The following is a 26,697-nucleotide window of genomic DNA, read 5'->3' as shown; positions in this document are numbered from 1 at the left end:
GCCTTCGCCAGATTCAATACCGCAGCGACATCATCGACGGATGCCTCACCGGAACCGGACTCACACCAACGACACCACGACTACAAACTGAGTAGACGTCCGGCGGCATCCAGCAAGGCTGGCGCCCTCACCACCCGGGCAAGGAAGCCCAGGTCAGCCAGTTGTCTGCACAGTGCTGGCCTGCGGGGCGCCGGTGCATACAGAGCCGTGTCGATCCGATTCCGCTCGATTCGGCTGCACCCGGCACGCGCTGCCCGCGGAGCGGGGCCGCTCAGGACGTGCAGGGCGGCACCGAAACGTGATCTTGGCCACTGTCGCATCCCCCGACGGCCTTGATCCATTTAGATGTCAGCCGACCGGGGCGCTCACGCAGCATCCATGACCCGGCACAGACGCCAACTCACACCATTCCCGGGGGGATTGATCCATGCCGCTTCTGCGCAGAGGAACCACCACCGTCACACTGGCGGCGGCGATGCTCATGGTCGGTACACAGTCGGCGGTGGCCTTGGACAACATGTTCCCGAACTACGACTGGACGTGTTACGACGGCGAGATGAGCAACGGCACGCTCTGCCAGACGGACAACGCCACGTTCACGGTGTGGTCGCAGGGCAATGTACCGGGCAGCGTCAAGACCACCATCAAGAACACGATCAAGAACCAGTACGGCCCGACGGACCTGACGGTGTCGTTCCAGTCCTCGGGCACCTACACCGGTGACGCCGAAACCGACCTCATCAACCAGTCCGGCGCCCTGCCCTCCGACACCATTGGCATAACGTGGTGCGACGACGCCGTGACGAGCAAGAAGTGCGACCAGCACTACGTGCGGTACAACTCCAGCGCCTCCGAGGTCGGGCCGATCAACGGTTCCGACGTCTGCCACGAGACCGGACACTCCGTGGGACTCACGCACGGCCGTGACGCCAACCCCCGCGTCAGCAACACGGACAGCCGCCTGGGCTGCATGTCCATCAGGGACGTGTACTCCCTCGGCTCCAACAACCGCCGCAACGTCAACAGCGTCTACTAGAACCAGGAGGCACGCATGATTCCCAAGAAGCGGAACAGAGCCGTCGGCTTCCTCGTGGCAGCCTCGTTCGTCGGCGCGGGCATCCTTGCCGTCTCGGCCTTTCCCTCGGACGGCGACGGCCCGCGCCGTCCGTCCGTCATCGTCGGGCACGCCAAGGAGGCCCTCCCCTCCAGTACTGCCGGCGACTGGGTTTCCTACGCCGACCACGTCGCGGTCGTCAACGTGGTCTCGGAGAACGAGCAGGCGCCCTCCGCGGAGGAGGTCGAGGCCGGCGAAGGCTACATCGGCCGCACCGTCAGGATCGACGTGGCGCAGAAGCTGTGGTCCCGCCCCGGCGCGGCCGAACTGCCCGCCGACATCACCTCCACCGTGGACGGCTGGTCCTTCAAGGGCACCACCCGTACTCCGATCGCCCGCGAGGGCGCCTCCCGGCTCGAGCCCGGGCACGCGTACGTCATCGCGCTCGCCCGGTTCGCCGGCGGCCAGTGGTCCCGCATCGGCTCCGGCGCCGCCCTGCCCTACGACGGGGCGGTCGTCGGGAACGGCGAGGTGATGAGCAAGCCCGTCACCACCGAGAAGGCCCCTCTGTCCGCCATGATCGAGGGCCCGGACCTCCAGGCCCGGGCGGTGGCGGTCGTCGCCAGGGGACAGGCCGCGAGCGCGCTGGCCGGCGTGCTGGCGAAGGCAACGCCCGACCCGGTCGCGGTGCAGAACTCCGGACTCGACCCCGTGGCGCGCTACGCGAAGGTGGCCGGCCAGTCGGCACCCACCGAGTACTGCGCCGCCGCCGAGCCCTTCGACGCGGCGTCCGGCAGTGAGCTGGGCAAGACGGAGCTCGCGGACTACCTGGAGGTCTTGCTGCCGTACGAGACCGACGATCATGCCGCCACCCTGACGACGCTCATCTCGTACTTCAGGTTCGAGCAGCCGCAGACCCCGGCCACGGCCGCCAAGTTCGCCGCAGCCTGGGTCGAGTTCACTGTGAGGCTGCGCCAGCAGTGCGGGTTCGACGTACGCTCCCTGACCCCCAATCCGGCGGAGGCCCCGACAACTCCGGTCGGCTGACACGGACACGGACACGGACTCCGGCCATGCCCGCGGGCCGAGCAGGCGGGGAGGGCCGGCCACCAGCCGGTGGCCGGCCCTCCCACAGCGGCACGGGCAGGCGCCCGGACCGTCGGCGGTGCCGGGGAGTCACTACTGGCAGCGTCCGGAGCGCACGACGTAGGTTCACGGCGGCCTGAGGGGTCCCCGATCCGCCCCAGCCGGTGTACGTGATCTCGCCGGTCTCCCACGACCGGGTTTCGGACAGTATCCGGCCGCCTGGATGCGGCTCTGCGGTGTCGAGCCGGTCTGGGGGTTTGCGGTGCGAGTTCCTGCCCGGTCCCCACCACTTCAGCTGCACAGCCGCGACGGCATGCTGCCGGGCCCCGCTTGTCAGGGCCTGGTTGGTGGTGAGGGTCGGCAGCCGTGCAGGTGAATGTGCTGTCTGCGGTTGCGATCGGCGGATCTCTCCCGATGCCGTCCGGCTTCTGCAGGATCCCGGCATCGGGCAGACCCTGGTCGGCATGACCTTCAAGCCCTCCACCAAGGGCCCGCTTCGCGAGGCATTCGGGGTGCCGGAAGGCACCCCCGGCAGGGCGTCTGTCAGCCGGGCAGGCCTGTTATGGCTTCGTTCCTCATCGGGTGGCACAGTGAGAGCCACCTACAGAGCCGGCCACGGCTCTCCGGCATTCGCCCTGGACGCCAAGCGGATCGATCAGCCCATTGCGCTCGCGCGGTCGTATCTCAGGTACGCCGGGCCCGGTCGGCCAGCGCCCGGACTGTCAGGCCGGTGTGTCCGGCTCAGCCCTGGATCGGCTCGTGATCGCAGGGCCGAATGCGAGACGACCTACGAAACGGACTCCCTGCGCCGGCATTGTCCGGGTCAGGTGGTGGGGGTCGCCATCAGGTCTTCCGACCCTCGGCCTCTCAGCCCTACCGTTGACGTCGGCCACGGCGGACCATCTGCTTCCGCCTCAGTCGGCTACTTCGGTCGAGCTCCCTCGCTCGTTTCGTAGGTCTATCTTCAGCTTAGCCCGATAGTGGTAGATGAAACCTATTTTGTCTTCATTTCTCTCGCGGGCCTCTTCTTCGTGGCCGCCTTCCGGCGCCTCCATGGTCAGCGCGCGAGGTCAACTGACCCGGAACCGCCGCGTCGGGATCCCGGCGCCCGCCGGCCGGCGATGACCCTGCGTAACAAGGTCACCCGTCCCGCGCCGAAGGCCGGCTGGGCAGCCGGCCGAGCGCCGGGCCGCCCGGCCCGCGGGATTCATGGGGGTCGTCACGGCCGCTTCGGGGGCACCGGGAGCGGCGCAATGCCGTGGTGGAGCAGCGCGGGGGCGTAGGTCCCTGTCAGCCGCGCAGGCGGCGGACCGCTTTCGCTGCGCCCCACAGCAGGAGGACGTTCACCGCGGCACCGCCCACCAGGTAGACCATCGGGCCGAAGGGCTTCGCGGTCTCCGGGGCCGAGGTCCCCAGGAGGGCGTTCAGGGGAAGGATCGCGAACACCGTGACCAGCAGCGAGCCCGGGAAGGACAGGAAGTAGAGCGCGGCCAGGTAGCCGTCGGCGGAGACGCCGGCGATGCCGCGGGCCAGGCCAGCGGCGGCCATCAGAGCCAGGTAGCCGAGGGCCAGGTTCCGCGGGGTGTGCGCGGTGTGCGCGGGGCGGGCGGTCGGGCTCATTGCGGTGGTCCGTCTTTCGGTGGAACGGCTCGGGGGGGTATCGAGGGTACGGAGGGGCCCGCGGCCCCGGGAAGGGGTCGCGGGCCTGCCCCGCTCCATTATTGAACATGTTCAGAGATGGAGCGGGGCTCCGGGTCTAGAACTTGTCGCGCACCACCTTGCGGAGGTTGGCGCCGAGCTTGTCCCAGTACTTCCGGCCGGCCTTCTCGTTGCAGGTCCGGTTGCAGATGGCGGCCAGGCCGCCGAGCCTGCCGCGGACCTCCAGCTTCATCCGGCCCTTCGACTTGTACAGGTCGAAGCCGATCCAGCCGCCCGGCCAGTCGGGATGGCCGAAGCGGGCACGGAGCCGCCTTGAGCTTCACCCGCACCTTCAGGCTGGCGGCGTACGCAACCCGTGCCGAACCACCCCGCCCGCCGAACCTGCGCGGCGAGGTGGGCAGCGGCCGGCATCACCCGCGCCGGGCGCGGCGGTGTCTTGCGCGGCGTTCCCCCGGTGGACCCACAGCTTCATGGGGCGCGTGAGCGAGGTTTCCCTGCTCCGCCTGTCAGGGCCGCAAGCCCGCTCGCCTGAGCGTGATCTCGGACAAGGCGGAGACGACTTGCCGGTCACCGCGGCGCCAGGCGTCTGCGAGGCCGCCGGGAGGGACGTAGATCGCGGAAAGGTCGCGCGGCGGCCCGGTGAGGGCGCGCAGGGCGAGTAGGTCGTCACCTCCGGGTGCGTCGCGAAGGCCTCGGATGGTGGCGCTGCGACGGATCCAGCGCAGGCGCACCAAGAGCCACAGCAGCAGTACGCAGGCCACGGGGAGGACGATCAGGACGAGTGCGGCCAGCGTGGCCAACTGGCTGATGATGTCCTGGAACGACTGTCCTGCATCGGCGAGCCCGGTGCCGGCGTCGGCCGCGGACTGGAACGGCTTCTTCAGGAGGTCACCGACAAGCGGCACCTCCGAGGCTGTGTCGCCGGCCTCGTCGAGGGCGGTGGCGAGGCTTTCACCGGAGCTCTCCACCTTGCGTCCCGGCTCGGCCAGCAGCATGATCGCGCCGTGGACGGCCAGGGCGAACTTCACCGCGGTGGCGGCCACGACTACGGCGATGAGGTCCGCGAGGATCTGGCGGCTCCGCCGTGCTGGGGTCTGGGCGTAGAGAAGCATCGACTGCTCCTGTCCGGTCATGGCGTCGAGTAGGGCCGGCCCCGGCCAGGGTGTGCGGTGCCGGCGGCAAGGCTTGGCCAGTTGCCCGACCGTACGTCGGACTCGGCCCTTCCACTGGCGTCCAGGGGTACACGTCTGCGACACGTTGCCGGGTTGGCGCAGCGCCGGTGACGCCGCCGGGCGAAGGTGCGTCCCGTACTCGGGGACCGCTGCATGGCTGCCTCGCCCTCGGGCCACTGGGTGACCAGCCCGAGCGGCCGATCGCGCCGTCGGCTGCGCATTCGGGGCCGCCGGAGCGCCCGCGCCCGCGCCTGTGGGGGCGACCAGGGCCAGGCTGTCGCGGATGTGGGCCGCGCCGGCCGGTTCTGTGGCAGAGAAGCCCCGGAGCGGCGGTGTGGTCACCGCCGCTCCGGGGGCATTGCTCTGTTGCGCGGAAAGGATCAGGCGGTGACCGTCCCGGTCGCGCTGCTCGTCGCGGTGCCGGATTCGTGGCCGGTACGGTGCGCGGTCACCTTGACGGTGATCCGCTTCCCGCGCTGGGCCGCAGTCGGCTTGAGCGTCGTCCGGGTCGCCCCGGCGATCGCCTGCCCGTTCGCGTACCACTGGTACGTGTACGAGGTCGGTGCCGGCGTCCACGTGCCCGGCACCGCCGTCAGCACGTGCCCGACCTTGGCCGTTCCCGTGATGGCCGGGGCCTTCGTCGTCTTGGGCGCGAGGCCCTTGGTGACCTTGTACGAACCTGACGTGGACGAGCCGCTCAGGTGCCCGGTGCGGTGGGCGGTCACGGTCACCGTGAGGTTCTTGCCCAGGGCCGAGGCGGGCAGGACGTAGCTCGACCCGGTGGCTCCCGCGATGGCCGCTCCGTCGATCCGCCACTGGTACGCGTACGAGGTCGGCGCGGGCGTCCACGTGCCCACGACCGCGGTGACCTTGCCGCCCACGCGCACCGCTCCGGAGACGGCCGGCGGTTGTGTCGCCTTGGGTGCGACCCCCTGGACCAGCACCGCGCTGCTGCCGGCCGGCACCGCCGGGTGGCCGGCCTTCCGCGCGGTCACCACCACGCTGAGCTTCTTGCCCTGGAACGTCGGCGGCAGGGCGTACGCGGAAGCCGTGGCGCCCGCGATCGCGGCCCCGTCCGCCTGCCACTGGTACGTGTACGAGTCGGCCGCGGGCGACCACACACCGGTCGTCGCCGCCACCGTGACGCCGACGACCGCGGTGCCCTTGATGGTGGGCGCGGTGGTCGACCGGATCGGAGCGACGACCGTGACCGTGCCCTTGGCGTACGTGGCGCCGTGCGCGGACACGTACGCGGACAGCGGGCCGAGCGGGGCCTTCGTGAGGTCCAGGGCGACCGTCATGCTGCGCCGGTCGGGAGCGACGGAGACCGTCGTTGACCGCGCACGGAAGCTGCCGCTGGACAGCTCGACCGCAGCGTCTTCGCGCAGTGCGCTACCGGTGAGGGTCATGTTGATCTTGCCCTGCCCGACCGTGGACGGGCCGACCGAACCGACGGTTCGCTCGTCGGGACCGCAGACGTACTGGTCGCATTTCGCCTCGACCCGTACGGCAGTGGATGCCTGTGCGGGCTTCTCCGGCAGTCCGATCACCAGCGTGCTCGGCCGTGAGACCTTCGGGGAAGCATCCGGCAGTTGGCACTGGTAGTTCTGCCCCTCGCTGGACCACGACCCGTAGCATCCGTTCTTCAGACCGGACCGGTCGTAGAGCCAGGGCGTCGGTGACTGCTCGAAGCTGCCGGCGGGTGTGAACTTCAGGGCGAAGCGGTCACCCGCTGCCGTCGGGAGGACGGCGCAGACCGCCGTCTTCTTCTCGTCGAGGGTGGCGGTCAGCGGCCCGAAGCCGTAGCTGACATTGGGGACCGGGACGCATTCGGGCGCGGGCCCGGCCGCCGTGCCGATGCGCAGCGCGTCCAGCCGGTAGGCGGGTGCTGCGGTCTTGCCCTCGGGGACCTGAAGCAGGGTCTGGTAGCGGGTGGAACCGGTGGCGGCGCAGCCCGCGGCAAAGTAGTCGCAGACGTCGGTGCCGTTCGCGTCGAACGCCATGAGGCGGGTCGAGCCCTGCGTATCACGGACGTTCAGGTGCAAGGTGTCGCCCGCGTCGGCCGTGGTCACCTGGTGACAGAGGAACGATCCGGGCGCGGACGAGACACCACCGGTGGACGGGCCGCCGACCGCCACGGCCGGGGTCGGGACGCAGCCGCGCGCGGTGGCGGTCACGTCCAGGCGCGTCAGGGCGAACTCGGCGGGCACGTTGCGGCCCTGGACGAGGACGGTGTGCGCGACCTTGGGTGTCAGGGAACAGGTGGTGAAGGTGCCGAGGGAGGTGATGATCGAGCAGATCTGCTTGCCGGACGCATCGAGGATGCTGACCTCGGCGTGGGGGTTGCCCGAGACCCGCTGGATCTGGACGAGTTCCTGCGCGGAGTGGCCGTCGGCCGGAATGGACAGGCAGTCGGCGAAGACGTCTGCGTCGTTCTTCACCCTCATCCGGACCGGCTTCGCCGAGAAGTCGCCGGGCAGGAAGGTACGGCAGGCGCTCGGCACGTCCGTGCGGTGGACCACGAACCGGTAGTCGTTGCCCTCCTCGGACGGGTCCCGCTGGGAAACGAGGGCGCGGTACGGGGCGGTGCCGCCCAGGACGCAGGTGCCGTCCCTCATCCCGCTGCTGCAGAAGGCCGCGCCCTTGGCATCGACGACGGTGATCTCGGCGGCGTAGTCGGACAGCACGGCGATCTGGGAGCCCTGCGGCAGCGGCAGGTTCAGGCAGTCGACCTCACCGGGAGCGGTGAAGGTGCCCTTGTGGTCGCGAGCGAGCGCGACGCCGTTCTCGCAGCCCGCCGTGGCTGCGCGGTCCAGGATCCGTACGGCGCGATCGGTGAGAAGGGTGTACGGGGTGCTGGCGGAGAGCGCGCAGTCCTTCCCGTCCGCGCAGACGGTGGAGCCGTCCAGGGCGTGCACTCCGATGCCGGAGCTCTCGCCCTGAGCATCGATGCCCTGCAGGTCGTAGCGGCCCGGTCGCGGGCGGTGTGAACGTCCTGCACCCGGTCTGCGGAGCGGCCTGGGCGGGCGCGGCACCGTACGCCACGGATCGTTCACAGGGGTCATCCAGACCCAAGAGCGGGCCGGGCCACAGGCCGCCTACCTGAAGATCACCTTCACGAAGGTCCACGGCGCCGGCTCCACCACTCCACCCGACGGCCTCACCATCGCCGGCATCGACATCACTCTCTGGCAAGAACACCGCGACCGGGTCGCCCACCACAGCTGACGAATGCCGAACTGCTGACGCCCGCGATCATGCAGGCCGTGCTCAGGTTCGCCTCCACGGCCCGCTGACTGCGGTTCGCCCGCTGCCGCCTGACCGCCTCCCAATTCCCCTACCTGCCCGCCCAGACCGCCCAGGCGTGGCGCAGGGTTGGGCACACCGCGCCGATGGTCGCCGTGTGCCCGCTGGAGAAGGATCCCGTGCTGGAGGAGCTCGGGGTGCGCACCACCACCAACCCGATCCAGCTCGCCCTGTGGGCGGGCCACGGGTCGGCCGTCGTACTGGCCACGTACGCCGCCCTGGTGGACCGCGAGGACTTCGCGCGCCCGAGGGCCAGAGGAGAGCCGGAACCATGACCGGGGAACGGGCCGCCGAGCTGGAGGAGCCGGGGATCGTGTCGGACACCGCCGAAGCAGGCTTCGAGCGGGGCCTCGCCGCCGCGCGGGCCTACTACGAACTCCACGGCAACCTGGCCGCACCGCGGGGCGCGGCGATCCTCGACATCCAGATCGGCCAGTGGCTGACGAATGTCCGCCGGCCCGGCCTGCACCCGGCGGGGTCGGGAAGGACCCCGTGCGCGTGGAGCGGAGGGCGGCCGGGCCGCCCTGGCCGCGATCGACGGAGACTGGAACCCCGCCACGCGCGGGTGGACCGTCGACTGGCAACGCCGCGACCACCTCAACACCGCGCAGCTCCAGGCGCTCCCCGAACTCGGAGTGGAATGGGCCGCCATGTGGTCGCGGGGCAATCACCCGGGCTACGGGCGGTCGGTCGTTCTCAGCAGCGGAGACAGAAGGGCCCTGCGCGTGGAGCGCCGTGCACCTCGCTTCACCGCAGCGTGCGCTGCCGGGAACCGGAACCTCCTGTCGGACGTCTCCTGTGATCATGATCAATGATGCGGGCGAATTGATGTATGACTGGGAGTCGATATACCAGGGGTACTTCCTCGGGGAGCACGACGAGACCCTGCTGCAATGCGTAGAGCGGCTCGACGAGGCGCGTGCCGTCCGGCCGCGTGATCCGGACGTGACGGCCTTCTACACGTTTGGCCTGGTGTGGACGTACGCCCATGCGTCGTGCGACGCGGATCCCGAGGTGGCACGGCGGGTCATGGCAGCCCTGACGGCCGCTGCCTCGGACCCCGCCCTCGGGCAGGCCTCGTGTCCTCACGCGGGCCACCCGTGCGACGACGACCTGGACACGCACCTGGAGGCCTTCGAAATGCTGCTGTCGCTGCTGGCCGGGGGATCCGAATACACCTGGGAAGACCTCGACGAAACGGGCGCAGAACCCAACCCGGGATCCGGCTGGCGATGTCCGCGCAACGTGGCGGGCTTCGCTCTGTCGGCCGCCGACGAAATCAGGCGGCACCGGCGCTGGTGATCCGTGCCCGCCGGGCACGTTGCGATGGGAACCGAAAGGACCGCGTGGGCGCGGTGCCGTGCAACGTCTGCGGGACCGCCGTCGGGGACCGGGGCGCCGGGCGGGGTGGTCAGGGCGCGCGGGGTTGTGTCGACGAGGCAGCGGGCGAGTTCTCCGAGCGGGCCCTGCTGCCAGGCGGTGCTGTCCGCGAGGTCGGCCTTGAGGCGGTCGCACAGGCCCTGCTCGCCTTCCGGCCTGCGGGCGATGCCTGCCATGCGGGCGGCGAGCAGCGGCCACGCTTTGGTGCTGCAGCGGCCGGGTCCGGGCGCGGGGCGGTCCGGGCGCCGGTAACCGAGGGGGCAGCCGGGGCGGGCCTCAACCTGGCTGACGCCCACCCAGTGCCACCAACGCACCCATTCACTGCGGTGACCAGTAGGTCGCCAACCGAGTGGGGCCCTCTGCGACCCGGGTCCTCCGCAGGCGAGTGCCAGCGGACGTCACGATCCAGGCAGGTTGATGAGGCACCCGTCGCGGGAGTCCCCACGCATGGAGCGCGCCAGCTCGGAGACGTGTCGTGCCTGGGTGGCGGACAGTCGGCGCGCCTCCCACAGCAGCGCCGCATCGTCCACGGCCTCCGGGACCGGAGGGCGTGGCACCTCACTCAGAAAGACGCCCGTCAGTGCGGCCAGTTCGGAGGCGTCGATCCCCAGCAGGGCGGCGAAGTGGGCGTCACGACCGCCAGGGTCTTCGTCATGCCGCCCGAACGGTCGGTGCGGGACGCGAGACGCTTCGGGGCGAAGCGGGAACGCCGTTCCTGCTGCGGCAAGGCACGGATGAGGTGCAGGAGTTCACGCCGCCCCCGCCGCTGGGAGATGCACCACGTCCATCATGACGTACGGAACCCACCGCTCGGCCGTGGCGTCCAACGGCGCCATGTCGTCCGGGACGGCCAGCCCCGCGAGGACGCACAGATCGACGGCGTGGAAACCCAGCACAGTCGCGAGCCGTCGGAGCAGCACTCACCGGGGCTCTCCCCCGCGAGCACAGCTCCTACCTCGTCTGCGGGCACCCGGCTCGGTCGGCCAGCTCCTGCACACCGAGCTCTCTGTGGTCCAGTAACCACGCCAGCCTTGCGCCGAAACCGAGCTGCTCCGTCATGCCACCAGCCGACCCGCGACGTCCGGCACCGCGCCTCGCTCCGTTCCCGTTTCAGAGGGCCATCCACGGTACACGGCAGGTATGCGGGGCCGTCCCCTCCGGGCACAAGGCCGCGATCACCGCCTTGCGGAGGACCCTCCACGTCCGAAGGGAACACACCAAACGCAGGCGCAACTCGGTCGGCTGCCGAGCGCCACTGCTCCGGGCAGGATGTTCCACGGCCCACTGCTGCGCCAGGACGTCATACGCGTCGACGGGCGACGTCTCGCTCACGCCGACGATCCGGGCGCCGCGGGAGCTCACGGTGTTCTCGACGAGCGCCCTGACCCAGGCCAGCCCTTCCGCATCCGCGTACAAGCCGAACGTCAGATCGCGCGTCCTCATGCCGCCGCCCTTGTGAACCAGGAGTGAACGGGTGCGAGCGTTGATGACGGAGGCCATCCGTTGACCGTCGCCAGAAGCCGCCAGTAGCGCTCCACGAGCGGGTCCGCGCCCGTTCGCAGGCGTGCGAGGAGCCAGCGGCGCATATCGCTCTCCTCGGCACTCTCGAACGCGTGGGCGTATAGCTCTCCCAGCGAGTCGGCAGGCCCGGCCGAGGAGGCGTCCGCGGCGGAGGCCGGAAGCAGACCGGCGGACACGGCCTCGTCGATCCGTTCGCGCATCGCCAGGTCGAGGGCCCCTTGCAGAGCGATGACATCCCTCCGGGAGAGCTCTTCCACCTGGTCCTCGGCCGTCCGCCGGATCGCGGTACGGAAGTCCGCGGTCTGGCAGAGTCCGGCGAGTTCCACCCAGGCGTCGACCTGTTCAGGCGTGGGGTCTTCGGGTAGTTCGGGCAGTGCGGATCGCATCAGGCTCACGAACTCGGGGTTGGTGTGGAGGCCCGCGAAAGCATCGTCGATGAAGTCGGCCACGAGTCGCTGGCGTTCGGTCCGGGAAAGCGTGGCAAGTCGGTGCATCAGGTCCATCTCCAAAGGGGTGGGGCGGCCACGTCCGGCGACCGCCCGAAGGAGGGCGCGGCGCAGGCGCAGGGTGTGGATCTGCACGTCCAACGCGTCGGCGTGCGCTTGCGTGACCTCCGACAAGGACGCCTCCCGGTCCAGCACCTTGCGCACCGTAGCCAGGTCGAGCCCCAGTTCACGCAGTGTGCGGGCCAGGTCGAGGCGGGCGAGCGCGTCGGGACCGTAGAGCCGGTAGCCAGCCGGGCTCCGGTCGGTCGGCGGGACGATGCCTCGGTCGGAGTAGAACCGGATCGTCTTCACCGTCAGTCCGGTCCGACGGGATAGCTCCCCGATGGAATAGAGCGTGTCGCTGTCCATGCCCCCAGCCTTCCGTCTCCCCCTACGGGAGGCTCAACCGGGGCGGGCAAAGCGGGGGCGCGGAGACGTCGCCGCGCACGACCGGCCGGCGTCGCCGGAGCCCGATCGCCCGGCTCGTAGTCGGACCGGCCGCCCGGCTCGAGCTGACCGGCAGCACCCAGTCCTGGCCCGAAACGAGACGAGACGAGACGAGAAGGGCGAGGGCGGCGGGCGGGGAGCGCGGCTCGCGCGGGCGGTGCACTGCCCGCCAGTCCACCGAGGTACGGACCACTGGCAGCAGTACGACGTCCTCCGCAGGGTGCAGCGGAACCGTGGTCACCCCGCCCTGCCGCTTGTAGTCGATCTCCACCGAGCCCACCGGAGAGACAAAACCGAGCCTGACCGCGACGTCGAAATCAACCGGGTGCTCGGCGCGCGGTCTGTGGTCAGCCGGCCACGGCCTCGATCAGGGAGTACGGGGCGGCCCCCACGAGCGGGGTGACCGACGTGACACGCAGGGCCGCCCGGCGGCACACCTCCTCGAAGTCCTCGCGAGTGCGTTCCCTGCCGCCGACGTTCACCATCATGTTGAGGTCGCTCAGGTACGTGCCCTCGTCCTCGGCGCCGACGACCTCGGGAAGCACCGGCTCCACGATCAGAACGACGCCGCCGGGCGGCAGCACCTGGCGGCAGTGGCGCAGGATCGTGACCGCCTGGGCGTCCGTCCAATCGTGCAGGATGCTCTTCACGAGGTACACATCCGAGCCCTGCGGGACCGAATGGAAGAAGTCCCCGGCAATCAGGGAGCAGCGCTCTTCCAGCCCGTGCCGCGCCAGTGTCTTCACAGCCTCTGCCAGGCCGTCTGCAGTATCGAAGACCACACCGGCGAGACCCGGGTGCGCTTCGAGGACAGCGGCCAGGAGGGTGCCGCTGCCTCCACCGACGTCCGTGACCGAGGCGAACCGGCTGAAGTCGAAGGCCCGCGGCAGCACGGCGGCGGTCTCGGAGGCGACCTGGCTCATTGCCGCGTTGAAGTCCGTGGAGAGCTCGGGGTGCCGGGCGAGGTGACTGAAGAAGTCCGTGCCGAAGACGGAATCGAAAGCGATCTCCCCCGTACGGACACTGCTGTCCAGGTGCTCCCAGGCGCGCACGATCGCCGGATCGGTGAACATGCGGACGAACGACGCGAGGGAGTCCGGGTGGCCGGGGCCGAGGAGCGCTCCCGCCGGGGTCACCGAGAACGTGTCGGGGGCGTGTTCCGCGAGCAGGCCGAGGGCGGTCAGGGCACGCAGTAGGCGTGTCATGGGCTGGTGCGCCGTCCCGGCTCCGACGGCCACCTCGGCAGCGGTGCGCGGCCCGTCGCCGATCAGTTCCACGACCCCCAGGCGGACCGCCGCGCGCAGGGTGTGCGCGGCCATGCTCCCGAACGCGAGCCGGACGACGAGCTCCCGTCCTGCCGCCGTCTGTGCTGCTCGGACCTCGGTGTTCATCACAGGTCTTGCTTCCTTCCTTCGAGTCGACCGATCACCGATCGGTCGGACATCGGATACCGGATATCGGATACGGACAGTCAGGGCTCGGTGGACGCGGTCAGACCGGCCAGTGCGCCGGGCGTGCACCCGGCGAGGGCCTGGACGTCGCGGTGGAGATGGGGCTGGTCGGCGTATCCACAGGCCACGGCGACGTCGCCGGCGCGCTCGCCGGCGAGGAGCGCCCGGGCGGCGTGGTCGAAGCGGACCAGCATGGCGGCGCGCTTGGGGGTCAAGCCGACCTGGGAACTGAACCTGGCCCAGAGCCGCTTGCGGCTCCATCCGCAGGACGCGGCGAGGTCGCCGACCCGCACTCGGCCCCGGTCGGCCACGATGGCGTCCCAGGCGGCGGCGACCTCGGCCGCCATGGGCGGGGCCCCTGCGGCCCTCCGTCTGAGGAATCCGTCCGCCAGGCGTTCCTGCCAGGATGCGGTGTCGGCCAACTGCTCGCGCAGCAGCCGAGCGTGCCGCCCCCAAAGGTCCTCCAGTCCGGTGATGGAGCCGTCCAGTTCGAGGGGGGAAACGCCCAGCAGGGCATAGGCAGCCCGGGGTGACAACGCCACCTCGACGCATTCGATGCCCTCGCCGCGGATACGGGCCGGACCTGGCGACAGGGAGGCGACGAGACCCCTCAGTGGCCGGTGCCCGGAGGTGCTCTCCACCGTGAGCGGGCCGGCTCCGAGCCCGATGACCACGATGACGGCGGGCTGGGGCAGCACCCGCATGTCCAGCCCGCCGGCCATACGGTCCCGGAACCCGGCCATCCGTACGCCGTCGAGAGAGGTGCCGCCCAGGGGGCGGGCTACCTCCCAGCGGTCGTAAGCAGTGCGCTCCGGGGGCGCGTCCCCCGCGTCGTCTCTGGGCATGCCTCCAGGCTCGCTGAAGTCGCAGGCCTTGTCTTGGACGAAAGTTCCGCGGCCGTTCCGCAACCGTTCCGCGGTCGATTCAGCGGTCCTGCCGTTGTACGGGGCGGATCGGGGCGGACCGGGATCAGGGCGTGATCCGGATGTGGCGCTGAGGCTGCTTCGACGAGGCGCTGCTCGGTGCCGGGGCGCCTTGGAGGGATGATGTCGGCTGGGGCGGGGCTCCACGGAGTTCGCCTACGAGGACCCTCCCGGCTGGGTCACCTGCCAGCAGAAGTGTCGCGGACCGGTGAAACTACGTAATACCCAACCAAGCTGCGCAGCCAGGCCACCCGGACAGGTCGCGCCATTGCGGCGGTGTTGCAGGTTCGTGGCCATCGCGGCCTGAAGGTTCCCGCAGGTGGGGGCGGGGTCTTACGGTCCGTCGGGAATCGCAACCAAGGAGCGTCCTGCCATGCCCGTCGACCTGTCGGACGAGAGCCAGTACGACCGTGCGCGCCTGCACCAGTGGGCGCGCGGCCGTGCCCGCTCCGCCGGAGTGGACCGCCGTGATGTGCTCAGGTTGTTCGCGGCGGCGGCCGCGGCCGGCCCGCTGGGCCTGGCCGCTGCCGGATCCGCCGGAGCGGCGGCGAACATCGGGGCAGACGCGGCACCCGGGATCGTAAAACCGCTGCCGCCCGAGCTGTTCACCATCCGCGGCACCAACGCCGAGACCAACTTCGCGGCACTGCACGGGACCGGCCACCTCACCCCGCTGGACCGGTTCTTCGTCCGCAACCACACCGTCACCCCCCGCCTGGCTCCCGCCGACTGGCGGCTGAACGTGTGGGGCGACGCCCTGGCGGGCGGCCCCGTCGAGTTCTCCTATGACCTGCTGCGCTCCCTGCCGGCCGTCGAACGCACCCTCTTCATCGAGTGCGCGGGCAACGGCCGGAGCTTCTACACCACCCAGCAGGGCCAGCCGGTCACCGGAACTGCCTGGACCCTCGGCGCGATCGGCGTGGCCCGCTGGCGCGGAGTCCGGCTGTCGGACGTGCTGCGGCGGGCCGGGGTGACCCGCCGCGCCGTGGACGTACTGCCCCGGGGCCTGGACGACGAGGTGATCACCAACGGGGTGAACCTGGGCCGGGTCCGCCGGCCGCTGCCGGTCTCCAAGGCCCTGGACGACGTGATCCTCGCGTACGAGATGAACGGCGAGCCCCTGCCGGCCGACCACGGCGGACCGGTCCGGGTCGTGGTCCCCGACTGGATCGGCATCTCCTCCATCAAGTGGGTCGGCGACATCGAGGTCAGCGCACAGCCGCTGTACACCCCCTGGAATACCGACCTGTACCGGCTGTTCGGCCCCGACCAGCCGCCGCAGGGCAGCGCCCCGCTGACCCGACAGACCCTCAAGACCGCCTTCGAACTCCAGTCAGGCGCGACAGTGCCGGTCCACCGCACCCGGCTGCTGACCGGCCGCTCCTGGTCGGGCGCGGCCCCCGTGCACCGGGTGGAGGTGAGCACCGACGGCGGGACGCGCTGGCAGCGGGCCCGCCTCCGCGACACACCGCGCCGGGGCTCCTGGGTGCGCTGGTCGCTGCCGTGGACCCCGCGGACCACGGGCCCGACCACGCTGCTGGCCCGTGCTACGGACACCACCGGCCGTACCCAGCCGGCCACGGCCGCCCACAACACCCAGGGCTACCTGTTCGACGCGGTGGTCCGCCACCCGGTCACGGTGGTATGAAAGATCGTCCCCGTGTCCGGTCGGGAGTGCTTGCCAAGTCGCGCGGTGTCGGCGGATCGGTGCCACACACGCAGGCGTATGAGTGTCCGCCTGCGCCGGTGCCCCATCCCGAGCCTCGACGGCCCCTCCCCCGCTGCTTCGTGTGTGGACCACCCACTGGCGGTGGCCCGCACACAGGAATGGATCGCCCAGGACCTCCGCACCTTGGACGACGGGGCGGCCTGGTTCACCAGCCTCTCCCTCGCGCCCCGGCAGGAGGCACTGCGGAACGTCGCTCACAAGAGCCGCCGCGATCTGCCGTCGGTGGGGTTTCGCCCCCATAGGGACCGCGTGGCACGCCTCACGGATCCCGCTCGTGATGTGCCATGACACTGTGCAGAGAAAGCATGACCTGAGACGGTTGCGTATCACGGCACGGCGGTGGGCGGACCGGAACATGAGACGCGGCTCCCGCCAGCCGCTCAGGCAAGAGAGTGGCAGCCGACACCGTAGATGGGGGCTGGTCGCCTCAATGTTGCCGGGGGCGGCGGCCCTGGCCGCGGTGCTGTTCAGCTGGATTCAGGTGGGGCAGGCCAGCAGGGAGCTACGCATCTCCGATGAGGGACAAATCACCAACCGGTTCAACACTGCAATCAGTCATCTGGGAGCCTCATCGGTGCACGTACGGATCGGCGGTATTTACGCCCTCGATCGCATCGTGCAGGACTCGCCACGCGACAATCCCGCCGTTACCTCGGTTCTCTCCGCGTACGTCCGCGACAGAGCCCCGCTGCCCACGCAGACGCCTGCCCAGCCGGAGAAGAAGACCGCTCTACCTGCCGATGTGTCCGCAGCACTCATCGTTCTGGCCAACCGCCCCAAGTCGACCTGGCCTCTCATTGCAAATCTGCAAAACATCAGCCTCCGCGGTCTTCAAGGCAAGTCTGTTCCCTTGCTCGGCGAATCGACTGTCAGGAATTTCCGCTGGGCAGACCTGGCCGGATCCGACCTCCACGGCTCCGAACTCGACAAATTCGACTTCAGGGAGGCGGATTTTCAGAACGTAGACGTTTCCAGCGCCAGGCTGACACGGTCCGATCTACGAAAGGCTTGGGCTGAATCCGCAAACTTCAGCAAAGCGATTCTTATCGGCTCAGACCTCTCCGACGCCCAGATGTACGAGGCAAACCTGACGGGTTCATTCCTCAGTGAAGAAGCCGACCTGATGAACGAGGAAACCGACAGCGGTTGGCGCCCTGTTCCGAGCGCCAACCTCACAGGCGCCCATCTCCTCGGGGCGAACCTGAGCAATGCAGACCTACGCGGTGTGAACCTCACCCAGGCATGGCTGAGCGGAACCAACCTCACCGGCGCGGACCTCAGCCGCGCCAACCTTCAGGCTGCGGACCTCACCAACGACCGTGCGTATGGATACGGCAACACCAGACTGACCCGCACTTCCCTGAACGCCGCTGATCTGCGTGATGCCGACTTGCACGGCGTGGACCTACGCGGCGTGAACCTCGGCCGGGCACTGCTGAACGGAACCGACCTCACCGACGCGAACCTCACGAGCGCCAACCTTGCGGGCGCGGACCTCACCTACGAACCCGACTATGAAATGGCCAAACTGACGCGCACCTCCCTCAAATCCGCCAACCTGCGCAATGCCGACTTACGCAACGTCGACCTGCGCAGCGTCGACCTGCGCGGCGCTGACCTGCGCGGGGCCAAGCTGACCGGGGCACGCATCAAGGGCGCAAAAATGGACGAGCATACGCGTGGGGTACCGGCATCAGCCAGGTGAAGCCCTTCCGGATGATGCGACCTCTCGCTTTCACACATCGGCCTTCTCGTCATCCGCCATGGCGGCAGCCTGCCCAACACTGCCCGCCACACAGCAGCGCTCCCCCATCCCGGCGTACGGGACGCCGTGCCGCCCCACCCCGACCGGAACCGGTCCGACACCCGCACTTCGCCCAGTACCACCACCGGGCTCGCGCCCGGCGCGGTCAGCCGGCACAACGGACACCTCAGCGTCGTCGGCCAGGACCAGCCACGGGCCATCGAGACGGAACCAGTGCGTACCGCCCCCGGCACCGAGGGCGCCAGTTCACCACCGCCGCCCGGCCCACCCGAGCAATCCGCCCGACCTCCGCCAGCAGCACCCTGTCCCGGCCCGGGACTACGGGGTCGAGGACGGCGAGCGGGGAGCGGCGGCCTGCCGTGACGGCGCACACCGCTCGCCAGTCCGCCAAGGGGCGGACGACCGGCAGCAGTGCGACGTCCTCGGCGTCGTACAGCGGGACCGTTGTCAGCCTGCCCTGCCACTTATAGCCCACCTCCACCGAGCCGACCGGGGCCAACCACCCCAGCCGGCCAACCTGGTCGCAGTCCGTACGGTGCACCCCGAGGCGTACCGCAGCCCGGTCCGGGCCGAGCGGGACGTACCGGTCGAGCAGGGCAGGCAGGTACCGACGGCACGCCAAAGCGCCCACCTGGTCCGGGTGCGCATCAGGCCCGGCCCTCACAAGGCGGCCGACCGCCGAGGCAGTCACCCGCGGTCGGCACCGCGGCAACGACACCCCCAACGCTCCGAGTCGGCAGTCTCCACCACCGCCCGCGACCACAACCTCGAGCCAGCATCCGCCAGCGGAACCAAGCCCGAGCCCTCCACCACTGGCAGTGTGACTCAGCGTCTCAGTTGGCACTATCCGCCAAGGCGGGTGCTCAGTCGGCTGCTGTGTGCCAGCTCCGGCACTTGCTGCGTGAAATCACGCTCCGAGCGCAATCGAGCCGAGGCCGGACGCCAGCTGGCGCACGGCCAGTGCAACGGCCTCGCCAGCTGTGGCGAACCGGCCAATGTCCGGAGTGATGAAGCCCCTGCCCACCCCGTACGTGCCGTCGCTGCCCGCAGTCAGGCACGGTCCGACAACGGACAGGCGAGGGCGGGTGGTGGTGGAGAAGCGCAGCGCCCAGTGGCTTGTGAACGGGTAGAGGGCGCGCAGCGCCGGCTCTGCGTACGCCACCTCGATCAAGGCCTGGTACTTCTCCTGCCAGGCGTACTCCAGTTCGTCCGCCTCCTGGCGCATGCGCTGCCACTCGGATTCCGCCAGTTGCCCGGGGTCACGGTCGGGTACCTCGAACCGTCCTGTCAGGTGCACGAAGGGTGCTGTTTGGCGGATGCCGATCAGCGATGTCCCGTCGTGCCACGCCCGGGCGGCCCTGGCGACTTCCGCCAGATCGTCCGTCCGACCGTCGATGAGGGTCGCTCCCTCGAACGGCTCAGAGCCGGATATCGACCACCGCCGCTCGTGCGACCATGCGCTGATCTGCAGGGGCTCGCGATACGGCAAGGTGCTGGCAACGGTCGCGTAGAGCAGCAGAGCGGAATCCGGCGACGTGACAGGGACGACACCGCGCCAGCCCTCCGCCTCGGCCCGGAGCGCCGTAGCAAGGCTGCCGCAGGCCGCGACATCCGGGTACAGGAAGGAGGGATCAGGAGGAGTAGGCACGGCTCATGATTGTGCCCGAGCCGCCGAATCCCAGGTCAGGCAGCTCGCCCGCCACAGGCCCAGGCAACTCCGTCGAGGCGATGGGACCACCCGAACAAGGCATGCCGGGAACCGCGTTCTTCATCGCGCCCGGGGTGCTGCTGACGGCCGCGCACGTGGCGCGAGCCGCGCTTGGGGGCGGCTCGGCCGGACTGGTCGGTGTCTGTGGCGACCACCTCCAGGACGGCGTGGTGCTGCCGGCCCGCCTGCTGCGGTCCCTCGCCGCCGAGGGAGAGCATCCGGTGCCCCTCGGCAGGGACCTGGCCCTGCTGGAACTCGTCGGTGACCCCGTGGAACACGAGTGCGTCTGGCTCGCCGACCAGACCCCCCTGGCACCCGGATCGGGCGCTGGCCTACGGATACTGCGCCCCTTACGGCCGCGCCGACGAGGCTCCCCACCGCTGGGCGCCCCATTTCCCGGTTTTAGGCACCGTCGGCGAGTTCGGGATGCGTACCAACACGGACGAGTTCCCTCCAGGCGTATCCGGGTCCCCGGTCGTCGACCACCGGATCGGCGCTGTGAGCGGGATGAATTCGCACCAACGCCGGCTCCCTGCAGAGTTCGGCGGAGCGGCCGTCACGATGTCGGCGCTGCGCCAGTTCGCGCCGGTGTGCCAGAGCGTGCTGGCTGCGCACGACCTCTGGCACGGCAGACGCCCGCTGATGACCGACGATCTCAACTGGATCGACCTCCAGCAGGAGATGACGCTGGCCTCCATGACCGCCGACGGCGGCGGACACTGGGACCCCACGATCGGCGTACGGCCCTGGCCCTGCTCGCCGCCCAGCCGCCCCCGCCGGACTCCCGGGTGGTCGCGGACCTCGTGACCGAGGCCTCGTCGGTATGGGAGCCGCCGAACCCTGCGACGGAGCCCCTGCTGCTCTGGCCCGACGGCCACGGCCTGCTGTACCAGGGTGAGGCACGCCTGCACGCCGTGGCGCGACTGCGCTATCTGGGGCTGGTCGCGCGGCACGCCGAAGCAGCAGGCGGCCAGACGGCCCAGTTGGAGGAGTGGATCGAAAACCGCGTTCAGCTGCTCGGCCACAGGGACCGGATGGTGCTCTCCCGGTACCGGCCGACCCGGGTCCGGCAGCCCCTACCCATGGAGCCCGCGCCCGTGCAGCCCCTGTCCTGCTGGACGGCCTGCGGAGCCGTGCTCGTGAGCGTGGGCGCGTACGACCCCCTGCCGGACATTCCGGCTGTCCGGAACATCCGGCGGACCTGCGCGAGCTGCTCGTCTCGCCGGAGTTCGGCGTGCCCGCCGAGAACTGCCGGGTGATCCAGGACCCGCGGACCCACACCGAGATCCACGAGGCCATCGCAGAGGTGGCCGAGCGGATCGACCCCGCCTCCGGCAACGAGGGACCACTCACCCTGCTGGTCATCCTCGACAGCTGCTACAGCGGATCGGCGCTGGAGCAGCTCTCCCCGGGCAGCGACTCCGCCGTGACCATCAACGGCACGTATGTGATGGCCTCCTCCGGCGCCACCGAGCCCTCCAGCGCCCCCGCCCGCGCCTGGCACACCACCTTCACCGGCCAGCTCCTCCGCGCACTGCGCTACGGCATCCCCGGGGGCGGGCGCGTGATCGACGCCGACGCCCTGTTCGACGAGGTGCAAGCCCGCTGCCGCGAGGCCTCGCTGCCCCAACCCGCGCGCCAGGTGCGCAACGACGGAGCCCAGATCCCGCTTGTGCACAACAAGGCCAACAGAAGGCCCAGAGAAGGACCCCATGGGGACGTCGTACGGGTGACGCTGGCAGACGGGCCCAGTGCCAGACGGGCTACGGCGATTCCTCGCCCAGGACCCCGGCTTCCGCACCCATGGCCGGGCCCGCTGGGAGCCCTCCGAACCCGCCCGCGAGGGGCAGCTCGGCACCGGGCTGGAAGTCCTCACCCTCGTCATCACCGGGGTGCTCGCCCTGCCCGCCGCCATCGACACCGTCCGTCGCTGGTGCGCCTCGCCCGGGCCAGGTCGTGGAGTAGGGTCCGCCCGATCGTGGAGTGTGTGGGCCGAGCCGTCACCGCCTCACGCCTCACGCCTCAGCAGGCGGCCGTGCAGTGCGGGTGTCCGCAGCGCATCCCCTGCGCGTTCTCGCGCTTCCTGAGCAGCTGGTCCGTGACCTTGCCGCCGTTGCGGATCCGGCGGAAGCACAGCTTGTAGATGCACAAGATGTCCTCGACCTGCCAGGCATCCAGCTCGCGGAAAGCGCGCGGCAGCTCGTCGAGGGCGACGGTGGTCTTCTCGTGCCCCTCGGGAACACCGAGGTACAGGTAGCCCTTGGCCGCGCCCGAGTGCAGCCACACCTCAGCCGGCTCAAGGCCCAGGTGCCACGAGAGCATGAGAGCGGCGTCGTACTGCAAGTGCGGCGCCAGAGAGCCGCCTGCGGCCTCCGCTATGGTCGCGTGGACGGCCGGGAAGGCCTTGTGTTCGGCCAGCTCCGTGGAGCGCTCCTGGAGTCGGCTGGTGAACAGGTCGAGGGTCGCGCCGGAGCAGGTTCGGGCGTGGTCGTGGCGCTGGCCGTCGTGCCGGAGCAGATGGCCCGCCGCGTATATGGCCTTGCCCAGGTCCAGGGACTCGTAGAACCGGCGGTCTTCCTCTTCGCAGGCCAGGTAGATCCGGCGGTAGTGCTCGACGACCCGGTGCAGGCCGGTGACGCCGCGTTCGCTGTCGAGTATCCGGTCGTACATGCGGTCCCCCTCGTTTCTCGTGCCGCGCCGCCCAGGATCGTAAGCAGCTACACCGGCACGGCCCGGGCTGGCCGGCTCATTACAGCTCGCGGGAGCTTCCGGAGGTCGCTGAGCCCACCGTCAAGGGTCCCCGGCCGCAGGACGCCAAGACGCAGAACACGGCTGATGAGACGGCGTCCGCCATGATCATCTACGCACTGATCAGCGGCTGCGCCTGGCGAGTGTTGCTGTCATGCCTCCCGAGAGCGGAGCCCACCACCCACCGTCGAAATCAGGTCAAATAGGTACATCTAATGATGTACCGCCCATGTCGTCCCTCGCGTCGATTCGGTGATCTTCGCCGGTCCCTACGGTTTGTCGTATGGCATCACTGAACGGTCGGACCGGAACCCAGGACATACCGGCGTGGCGGACAGTGGCCACTCCGATCCTGTTCGCCGTGGCTCTTCCCGTGGCCCTGTACTACGTTCTGCGGTCGCAGGGGATCAGCCAATGGTTGGCACTGACGCTCAGCGCGGCGGTCCCGGCGGTGCGCATGGCCGTCGAGTCCGTCACGCGGCGTCGTGTGAACAGCTTCGAGGCGTTCATGATCGGCATGATGGCGGTGCGCATCGTGTCGTCGCTGCTCGTCGGCAGTCCCCGGGTCATCCTCGTCAAGGACGCCGGACTCGCGGCGGCTGCCGGGCTCTGGATCCTGGGCTCGCTTCTCGTGGCGAAGCCCTTCGCCTTCCAGGTCGGCCAGTACTGGCACGGGCCCACTGCCGCGCGCACCCGGGAAGCAGCCTGGAACGTCTCGCCTGCTCTGCGCAGCGGACTGACCCGGCTGACGGTCCTGTGGGGCTGCGCCCAACTGCTGGACTGCGGTGCAGGAGTGCTCGTCGCCCTGCTGCTTCCGGTGGAGTCGGTTCCGGCACTCAATCGCGCGAAGGGACTGGCGCTGCTGTGCGCTGTCGTCCTCATCACCGTCTCCTACAGCCACCGCTACGGCCGACGGCACGCACTGTCCCTCTTCGGTTCGCCACCCCTGATCACCAGAAGGGAAGGCTGATCACCATGACTCTCCACCGGACCAAGGCCACAGGGCTTGCGGCCCCCGCATCCTCCGCCCCCGAGGCGCTGCGCACGACGCTCACGGAGCTGCGGCGCCTGGCCGGGCTCCCGCTCGAACGCGGCCAAACACTGCCACCCCACGCCTATACCTCCCCCGAGCTGTACGAATGGGAGGTCGAGAGGATCTTCCGGCGGGAGTGGCTGTGCGTGGCACGGGCCGAGGAGATTCCACAGCCGGGAAGCTATCTGCGGTTGGACATCCTCGGCACGCCGCTGGTGATCACCCGGGACGAGGAGGGCGAGCTGCATGCCCTGTCCCGGGTATGCCGTCACCGGTTCATGGACCTGCTGCCGCCGGAGACCGCGCCCGAGCACGGCTGCCTGGAACGGCTGACCTGCCCGTATCACACCTGGACCTACCGGCTGAACGGCCAGTACGCGGGGCAGCTCGCCGGCGCTCCCTTGATGCAGCGGGTCGACTTCGACCGGGCCGGCTGCCGGCTCCCGGCGCACCGCGTCGAGGTCTGGAATGGCTTCGTCATGCTCAACCTCGACCCCGGCGCGGCACCGGCGGCACCCGAATTGCACGAGCTGGACCTGCGGCTCAGCAGCCATGGCATCGCGGACTGGGTGAGTGTCCACACCCAGACCTGGGAGGGCGTACCCGCCAACTGGAAAGTGGCGGTGGAGAACGGTTCGGAGAACTACCACCACATGGGTACACATGCACAGACCCTGGATCCGGTGCTGCCGGGCCGGGACACGGAAGTCGACGAGTGCGACGGTCGCTGGTTCACCATGTTCACGCCCCTGTCGGACCCCGAGCGGGGCGGCACGGGCCTGGGGAGGCACGCGCGATCCCGTCGGGGATCGCGGCCGGGGATGCTCATCGCAGGAATCTTCCCGCAGTTCGTCCTGGCGGTCCTGCCTGACAGCGCGGTCAGCATCCGCTGGCTGCCCACCGGTCCCGCCACCCACGACACGCGGATCACGGCCATGGTTCCGCCAGAAGTGCCGGACACACCCGGTTTCGCGGAACAGTTGGCCGGCGTACGCGCTCAGATCGCCCGGATCCAGGAAGAGGATCTGGTGGCCGTCCGCGGCGTTCAGCGTGGCCTGGCCTCCTGCCCGGTGCCGTCCAACGGTCGGTTCTCCCATCTGGAGCGCCCGTTGTGGCAGTTCCAGCGCTACCTCGCGGAGCGACTGCTGTGACTCCGTCGTCAGGCATCGGCGCCTGCTCGGCGACGCGGGCCAGGCGCTGACAGCCATCGGGGGTGAAACAGCCAGTCCGGTGCAGGGCGGGTCGCCCAGCCATCGACGAGCGCGGCGTCAATGGCAGCGCTCAGTGTGGGGATGTTGGCTTCACGATGATGCTCCTTCAGAGGCAAGGGCGGGTGTGCGCTTTCGGCAGGGATCTCACTGATTCGCCGGGGTGGGGGCCAGGAGTACGGGCCACTCCTGGCCGGCTGCCCAGTCGGCGAAGCTGTGCCAGCCGACTTCGGGGTAGTCGCGCCGCAGTCCGGCGACGTCGACATCGAGGCCGATGGTGGTGAAGTACTCGAACATGGCGGCCAGATCGGCGGAGCGGGTGCGGACCTGGGCCAGCGGGACCTCTTGGTGGGCGATCGGCCGGTTGGTGGCTGCCGCGAGGGTCTCGGCGATCTGGCTGGGGGTGCACTCGTTGGAGGCGATGTCGATGCGACGGCCGGTGAACTCGTCACGGCGCTGGAGGACCAGCGCCGCGAATGCGCCGATGTCGGCGGCGGGGATGAGCGTGAGGGGCCGGTCGGCAGGCATGGGCCAGGCGAAGGTGTTGTCGCGCAGCCCGTCGAGGGTCCAGCCGCTGGCGTAGTTGTCCATGAATGCCGCCGGAGCGATCACGGTCCAGGGCACGCCGGCTGTGTGGAGGTACTGCTCGACCAGGTATTTGCTCTCGTAGTGCGGAACCCCGGTGCCGCGGTCGGCGTGGGCGGCGGAGGTGAGGACGATGTGCCCGAGGCGGGCGGCTGCCGCGGCGTCGACGAGGGCCTTGCCCTGCAGGGTTTCGGTGGTGGTGTCGGTGCCGAACGGGGTGGTGACCGCGAAGAGGGAGTTTGCCCCGGAGAGGGCGGCGTCGAGGGAGGCGCGGTCGTCGAAGTCGGCGTGGCGCACGTCGGCTCCCAGGCCGAGCAAGGCGTCGGCGGCAGGCGAGTCGGGGCGGCGGGTGAGCGCGCGCACGTGGTGACCCGCGGCCAGCAGAGCGCGGGCGGTGGCTCCGCCTTGGGCTCCGGTGGCTCCGGTGACGGCAACGGTAAGCATGGGTCCCCCAGCAGGTAGTATCACTGCGCGACGCATTCACTGCGTCGCGCAGTGAATATTACGAGAGACTGCTGCGCCGCGCAGCGATTTGGAGTGTGATCCAGGTGACAGACTCACGCCGGGCCCGATTGCGCGAGGAACTGTCGATGGAGTCGCGCCGCTACCTGGCGGCGTATGTGCTGTTCAACCAGGCTGTCGCCGATCATCTCGGGCTGCACCCGACCGACGTGCAGTGCCTGAGCCTACTGACGGCCGACCCCGGGCCGCGCACGGTGAAGCAGATCGCCGAGATGACGGGGCTGACCACGGGGTCGGCCACACGGCTGGTGGACCGGCTGGAGCGCGGTGGCTATGTGGTCCGCGCGCCCGACCGGCAGGATCGACGCCGGGTGCTGGTCACGCCGGTGCCCGACCGCATCGCCCGCGTCACCGCGGTGTGGGACGACCTCGGCCCGGCGTGGCAGTCGCTACTCGACGACCACAGCGAAGACGAGCTAGAGGTGATCACCCGCCATATGCGACGGGCGTACGACCTCAGCCACGCCCAGATGCGACGCCTGCGATCCCTGCCGAAGCCAGGCTGAGCCCCTCGGCGGCACCCCACAGAGCCGTCGAAGAACACACGGCTTCACCACACTCGCCGACTGAAACGTTCAGCCCCGCCAACTCGGGCTCTCACTCGCCAAGTGAAGCACTCAGTCGCAGGTGGCTGGTGCTGCTGTGGCAAGGGTGAACAGCCCAGGCTCGAGTTCGGTGAGGATGTCGCGGGTCAGCACGCCCAGCTGTCGTGTCCGGGCGGGAGCTCTCCAAGAAGAAGGCTGGTGAAGGCGCGACCACACGCCAGCAGAGGACCGGTGGGCTGGTCCCTGAGGCCATATTTCGGCTTGGAAGTCGCGGACCCAGAATCCGGAGCCGCGGTAGTACATGTTCAAGGTGGCCACGCCGCGAGTAGACCACGTAGGCTCGGGGGGCCACCACGGCATTCCGATCAGA

At 69.9% G+C, this 26,697-nt stretch carries 28 protein-coding genes and 1 pseudogene; 13 read left to right on the top strand and 16 right to left on the bottom strand.

Annotation, left to right across the window (positions count from 1 at the left end; all coding sequences use genetic code 11):
* Window positions 1-427 precede the first annotated feature (427 nt).
* Both ABT123_RS29170 and ABT123_RS29165 read left to right on the top strand, forming a co-directional pair.
* The gene (locus tag ABT123_RS29170) at window positions 428-1,036 is read left to right on the top strand and encodes a hypothetical protein (RefSeq protein WP_351320058.1); all 609 of its coding nucleotides are present in this window, start codon (window positions 428-430) and stop codon (window positions 1,034-1,036) included.
* Between the two features lie 15 nt (window positions 1,037-1,051).
* Window positions 1,052-2,101, top strand: coding sequence for a hypothetical protein (locus ABT123_RS29165; RefSeq protein WP_351320056.1), 1,050 nt, complete (start codon window positions 1,052-1,054; stop codon window positions 2,099-2,101).
* Window positions 2,102-3,430: 1,329 nt separating this feature from the next.
* On the opposite strand, the gene ABT123_RS29160 is transcribed toward ABT123_RS29165, so the two are convergent.
* The 4 genes from ABT123_RS29160 to ABT123_RS29145 all read right to left on the bottom strand — a co-directional run bounded on the left by ABT123_RS29160 (window position 3,431) and on the right by ABT123_RS29145 (window position 8,027).
* Window positions 3,431-3,760, bottom strand: coding sequence for a hypothetical protein (locus ABT123_RS29160; protein WP_351320054.1), 330 nt, complete (start codon window positions 3,758-3,760; stop codon window positions 3,431-3,433).
* 136 nt (window positions 3,761-3,896) lie between these two features.
* Entirely contained in the window at window positions 3,897-4,031 is a 135-nt protein-coding gene (locus ABT123_RS29155; RefSeq protein WP_351320052.1) for a hypothetical protein, read from the bottom strand.
* 274 nt (window positions 4,032-4,305) lie between these two features.
* Window positions 4,306-4,932, bottom strand: coding sequence for a hypothetical protein (locus tag ABT123_RS29150; protein WP_351320050.1), 627 nt, complete (start codon window positions 4,930-4,932; stop codon window positions 4,306-4,308).
* Window positions 4,933-5,351: 419 nt separating this feature from the next.
* A complete protein-coding gene (locus ABT123_RS29145) occupies window positions 5,352-8,027 on the bottom strand; it encodes a hypothetical protein (RefSeq protein ID WP_351320048.1) in 2,676 nt (891 codons plus the stop codon).
* A gap of 285 nt (window positions 8,028-8,312) precedes the next feature.
* On the opposite strand from ABT123_RS29145, the pseudogene ABT123_RS29140 reads away from it, so the two are divergent.
* The 3 genes and pseudogenes from ABT123_RS29140 to ABT123_RS29130 all read left to right on the top strand — a co-directional run.
* Window positions 8,313-8,540 (top strand): annotated as a pseudogene (locus ABT123_RS29140) (hypothetical protein); the annotation flags it as partial.
* An 8-nt stretch (window positions 8,541-8,548) separates the two neighbouring features.
* Complete coding sequence (locus ABT123_RS29135) at window positions 8,549-9,079, top strand: helicase associated domain-containing protein (RefSeq protein WP_351320044.1); 531 nt, start codon at window positions 8,549-8,551, stop codon at window positions 9,077-9,079.
* Window positions 9,080-9,081: 2 nt separating this feature from the next.
* Window positions 9,082-9,579, top strand: a complete 498-nt coding sequence (locus ABT123_RS29130) for a hypothetical protein (protein WP_351320042.1) — start codon at window positions 9,082-9,084, stop codon at window positions 9,577-9,579.
* Between the two features lie 476 nt (window positions 9,580-10,055).
* Here the strand turns inward: ABT123_RS29130 and ABT123_RS29125 are convergent, their stop codons facing one another.
* The 6 genes from ABT123_RS29125 to ABT123_RS29100 form a co-directional block, all read right to left on the bottom strand.
* Entirely contained in the window at window positions 10,056-10,214 is a 159-nt protein-coding gene (locus tag ABT123_RS29125; RefSeq protein WP_351320040.1) for a hypothetical protein, read from the bottom strand.
* A gap of 192 nt (window positions 10,215-10,406) precedes the next feature.
* Window positions 10,407-10,577, bottom strand: coding sequence for a hypothetical protein (locus tag ABT123_RS29120; RefSeq protein WP_351320038.1), 171 nt, complete (start codon window positions 10,575-10,577; stop codon window positions 10,407-10,409).
* Between the two features lie 519 nt (window positions 10,578-11,096).
* On the bottom strand, window positions 11,097-12,032 hold the full coding sequence (locus ABT123_RS29115; protein ID WP_351320036.1) for a MerR family transcriptional regulator: 936 nt from the start codon (window positions 12,030-12,032) through the stop codon (window positions 11,097-11,099).
* Window positions 12,033-12,054: 22 nt separating this feature from the next.
* Window positions 12,055-12,381 carry a hypothetical protein gene (locus ABT123_RS29110; RefSeq protein ID WP_351320034.1) on the bottom strand — a complete coding sequence of 109 codons (327 nt, stop codon included), beginning with the start codon at window positions 12,379-12,381 and terminating at the stop codon, window positions 12,055-12,057.
* Between the two features lie 76 nt (window positions 12,382-12,457).
* On the bottom strand, window positions 12,458-13,501 hold the full coding sequence (locus tag ABT123_RS29105) for a methyltransferase (protein ID WP_502971087.1): 1,044 nt from the start codon (window positions 13,499-13,501) through the stop codon (window positions 12,458-12,460).
* A gap of 80 nt (window positions 13,502-13,581) precedes the next feature.
* Entirely contained in the window at window positions 13,582-14,406 is an 825-nt protein-coding gene (locus ABT123_RS29100) for a helix-turn-helix domain-containing protein (RefSeq protein ID WP_351320030.1), read from the bottom strand.
* A gap of 451 nt (window positions 14,407-14,857) precedes the next feature.
* Between ABT123_RS29100 and ABT123_RS29095 the strand changes: the two genes are divergently transcribed.
* Together ABT123_RS29095 and ABT123_RS29090 are read left to right on the top strand one after the other, a co-directional pair.
* Entirely contained in the window at window positions 14,858-16,132 is a 1,275-nt protein-coding gene (locus tag ABT123_RS29095; protein ID WP_351320028.1) for a sulfite oxidase, read from the top strand.
* A 436-nt stretch (window positions 16,133-16,568) separates the two neighbouring features.
* A complete protein-coding gene (locus ABT123_RS29090) occupies window positions 16,569-17,918 on the top strand; it encodes a pentapeptide repeat-containing protein (RefSeq protein WP_351320026.1) in 1,350 nt (449 codons plus the stop codon).
* Between the two features lie 226 nt (window positions 17,919-18,144).
* Here the strand turns inward: ABT123_RS29090 and ABT123_RS29085 are convergent, their stop codons facing one another.
* The 3 genes from ABT123_RS29085 to ABT123_RS29075 form a co-directional block, all read right to left on the bottom strand.
* Complete coding sequence (locus ABT123_RS29085) at window positions 18,145-18,600, bottom strand: hypothetical protein (protein WP_351320024.1); 456 nt, start codon at window positions 18,598-18,600, stop codon at window positions 18,145-18,147.
* 285 nt (window positions 18,601-18,885) lie between these two features.
* Window positions 18,886-19,626, bottom strand: coding sequence for a DUF6193 family natural product biosynthesis protein (locus tag ABT123_RS29080; RefSeq protein ID WP_351320022.1), 741 nt, complete (start codon window positions 19,624-19,626; stop codon window positions 18,886-18,888).
* A gap of 35 nt (window positions 19,627-19,661) precedes the next feature.
* On the bottom strand, window positions 19,662-19,964 hold the full coding sequence (locus ABT123_RS29075; protein ID WP_351320020.1) for a hypothetical protein: 303 nt from the start codon (window positions 19,962-19,964) through the stop codon (window positions 19,662-19,664).
* A 148-nt stretch (window positions 19,965-20,112) separates the two neighbouring features.
* Between ABT123_RS29075 and ABT123_RS29070 the strand changes: the two genes are divergently transcribed.
* Both ABT123_RS29070 and ABT123_RS29065 read left to right on the top strand, forming a co-directional pair.
* A complete protein-coding gene (locus ABT123_RS29070; protein ID WP_351320018.1) occupies window positions 20,113-20,493 on the top strand; it encodes a hypothetical protein in 381 nt (126 codons plus the stop codon).
* Window positions 20,490-20,945 (top strand): hypothetical protein, encoded by a 456-nt coding sequence (locus ABT123_RS29065; protein WP_351320016.1) that lies wholly within the window; start codon window positions 20,490-20,492, stop codon window positions 20,943-20,945. Before ABT123_RS29070 ends, ABT123_RS29065 begins: the two co-directional genes overlap by 4 nt.
* A 118-nt stretch (window positions 20,946-21,063) precedes the next feature.
* Here the strand turns inward: ABT123_RS29065 and ABT123_RS29060 are convergent, their stop codons facing one another.
* A complete protein-coding gene (locus ABT123_RS29060; protein ID WP_351320014.1) occupies window positions 21,064-21,201 on the bottom strand; it encodes a hypothetical protein in 138 nt (45 codons plus the stop codon).
* Between the two features lie 236 nt (window positions 21,202-21,437).
* Here ABT123_RS29060 and ABT123_RS29055 point away from each other — a divergent pair, with 236 nt between their 5' ends.
* Window positions 21,438-21,773, top strand: a complete 336-nt coding sequence (locus ABT123_RS29055; RefSeq protein WP_351320012.1) for an effector-associated constant component EACC1 — start codon at window positions 21,438-21,440, stop codon at window positions 21,771-21,773.
* Here ABT123_RS29055 and ABT123_RS29050 read toward each other — a convergent pair.
* Window positions 21,709-22,356 carry a hypothetical protein gene (locus ABT123_RS29050; protein ID WP_351320010.1) on the bottom strand — a complete coding sequence of 216 codons (648 nt, stop codon included), beginning with the start codon at window positions 22,354-22,356 and terminating at the stop codon, window positions 21,709-21,711. The genes ABT123_RS29055 and ABT123_RS29050 overlap by 65 nt on opposite strands.
* 361 nt (window positions 22,357-22,717) lie before the next feature.
* Here ABT123_RS29050 and ABT123_RS29045 point away from each other — a divergent pair, with 361 nt between their 5' ends.
* The gene (locus tag ABT123_RS29045) at window positions 22,718-23,404 is read left to right on the top strand and encodes a VC0807 family protein (RefSeq protein ID WP_351320008.1); all 687 of its coding nucleotides are present in this window, start codon (window positions 22,718-22,720) and stop codon (window positions 23,402-23,404) included.
* A 5-nt stretch (window positions 23,405-23,409) separates the two neighbouring features.
* Complete coding sequence (locus ABT123_RS29040; protein ID WP_351320006.1) at window positions 23,410-24,618, top strand: aromatic ring-hydroxylating oxygenase subunit alpha; 1,209 nt, start codon at window positions 23,410-23,412, stop codon at window positions 24,616-24,618.
* Between the two features lie 204 nt (window positions 24,619-24,822).
* On the opposite strand, the gene ABT123_RS29035 is transcribed toward ABT123_RS29040, so the two are convergent.
* Entirely contained in the window at window positions 24,823-25,704 is an 882-nt protein-coding gene (locus ABT123_RS29035) for an NmrA/HSCARG family protein (protein ID WP_351320004.1), read from the bottom strand.
* Between the two features lie 146 nt (window positions 25,705-25,850).
* Here ABT123_RS29035 and ABT123_RS29030 point away from each other — a divergent pair, with 146 nt between their 5' ends.
* Complete coding sequence (locus ABT123_RS29030; protein ID WP_351320070.1) at window positions 25,851-26,288, top strand: MarR family winged helix-turn-helix transcriptional regulator; 438 nt, start codon at window positions 25,851-25,853, stop codon at window positions 26,286-26,288.
* Window positions 26,289-26,697: the final 409 nt, after the last annotated feature.

The organism is Streptomyces sp. NPDC002054, from assembly GCF_040296685.1.
Lineage (GTDB): Bacteria > Actinomycetota > Actinomycetes > Streptomycetales > Streptomycetaceae > Streptomyces.
Note: the sequence above shows the minus strand (reverse complement) of the source record. Positions and strands in the feature narration are given on the sequence as shown.

Coding starts and splice junctions, on each gene's coding strand:
- ABT123_RS29090 (WP_351320026.1), top strand. CDS start 16,569: ATGAGACGCGGCTCCCGCCAGCCGCTCAGGCAAGAGAGTGGCAGCCGA.
- ABT123_RS29100 (WP_351320030.1), bottom strand. CDS start 14,406: ATGCCCAGAGACGACGCGGGGGACGCGCCCCCGGAGCGCACTGCTTAC.
- ABT123_RS29170 (WP_351320058.1), top strand. CDS start 428: ATGCCGCTTCTGCGCAGAGGAACCACCACCGTCACACTGGCGGCGGCG.
- ABT123_RS29105 (WP_502971087.1), bottom strand. CDS start 13,501: ATGAACACCGAGGTCCGAGCAGCACAGACGGCGGCAGGACGGGAGCTC.
- ABT123_RS29045 (WP_351320008.1), top strand. CDS start 22,718: ATGGCATCACTGAACGGTCGGACCGGAACCCAGGACATACCGGCGTGG.
- ABT123_RS29035 (WP_351320004.1), bottom strand. CDS start 25,704: ATGCTTACCGTTGCCGTCACCGGAGCCACCGGAGCCCAAGGCGGAGCC.
- ABT123_RS29030 (WP_351320070.1), top strand. CDS start 25,851: ATGGAGTCGCGCCGCTACCTGGCGGCGTATGTGCTGTTCAACCAGGCT.
- ABT123_RS29160 (WP_351320054.1), bottom strand. CDS start 3,760: ATGAGCCCGACCGCCCGCCCCGCGCACACCGCGCACACCCCGCGGAAC.
- ABT123_RS29115 (WP_351320036.1), bottom strand. CDS start 12,032: ATGGACAGCGACACGCTCTATTCCATCGGGGAGCTATCCCGTCGGACC.
- ABT123_RS29070 (WP_351320018.1), top strand. CDS start 20,113: ATGCGTACCAACACGGACGAGTTCCCTCCAGGCGTATCCGGGTCCCCG.
- ABT123_RS29155 (WP_351320052.1), bottom strand. CDS start 4,031: ATGAAGCTGGAGGTCCGCGGCAGGCTCGGCGGCCTGGCCGCCATCTGC.
- ABT123_RS29150 (WP_351320050.1), bottom strand. CDS start 4,932: ATGACCGGACAGGAGCAGTCGATGCTTCTCTACGCCCAGACCCCAGCA.
- ABT123_RS29135 (WP_351320044.1), top strand. CDS start 8,549: ATGACCGGGGAACGGGCCGCCGAGCTGGAGGAGCCGGGGATCGTGTCG.
- ABT123_RS29165 (WP_351320056.1), top strand. CDS start 1,052: ATGATTCCCAAGAAGCGGAACAGAGCCGTCGGCTTCCTCGTGGCAGCC.
- ABT123_RS29040 (WP_351320006.1), top strand. CDS start 23,410: ATGACTCTCCACCGGACCAAGGCCACAGGGCTTGCGGCCCCCGCATCC.
- ABT123_RS29130 (WP_351320042.1), top strand. CDS start 9,082: ATGATCAATGATGCGGGCGAATTGATGTATGACTGGGAGTCGATATAC.
- ABT123_RS29095 (WP_351320028.1), top strand. CDS start 14,858: ATGCCCGTCGACCTGTCGGACGAGAGCCAGTACGACCGTGCGCGCCTG.
- ABT123_RS29050 (WP_351320010.1), bottom strand. CDS start 22,356: ATGTACGACCGGATACTCGACAGCGAACGCGGCGTCACCGGCCTGCAC.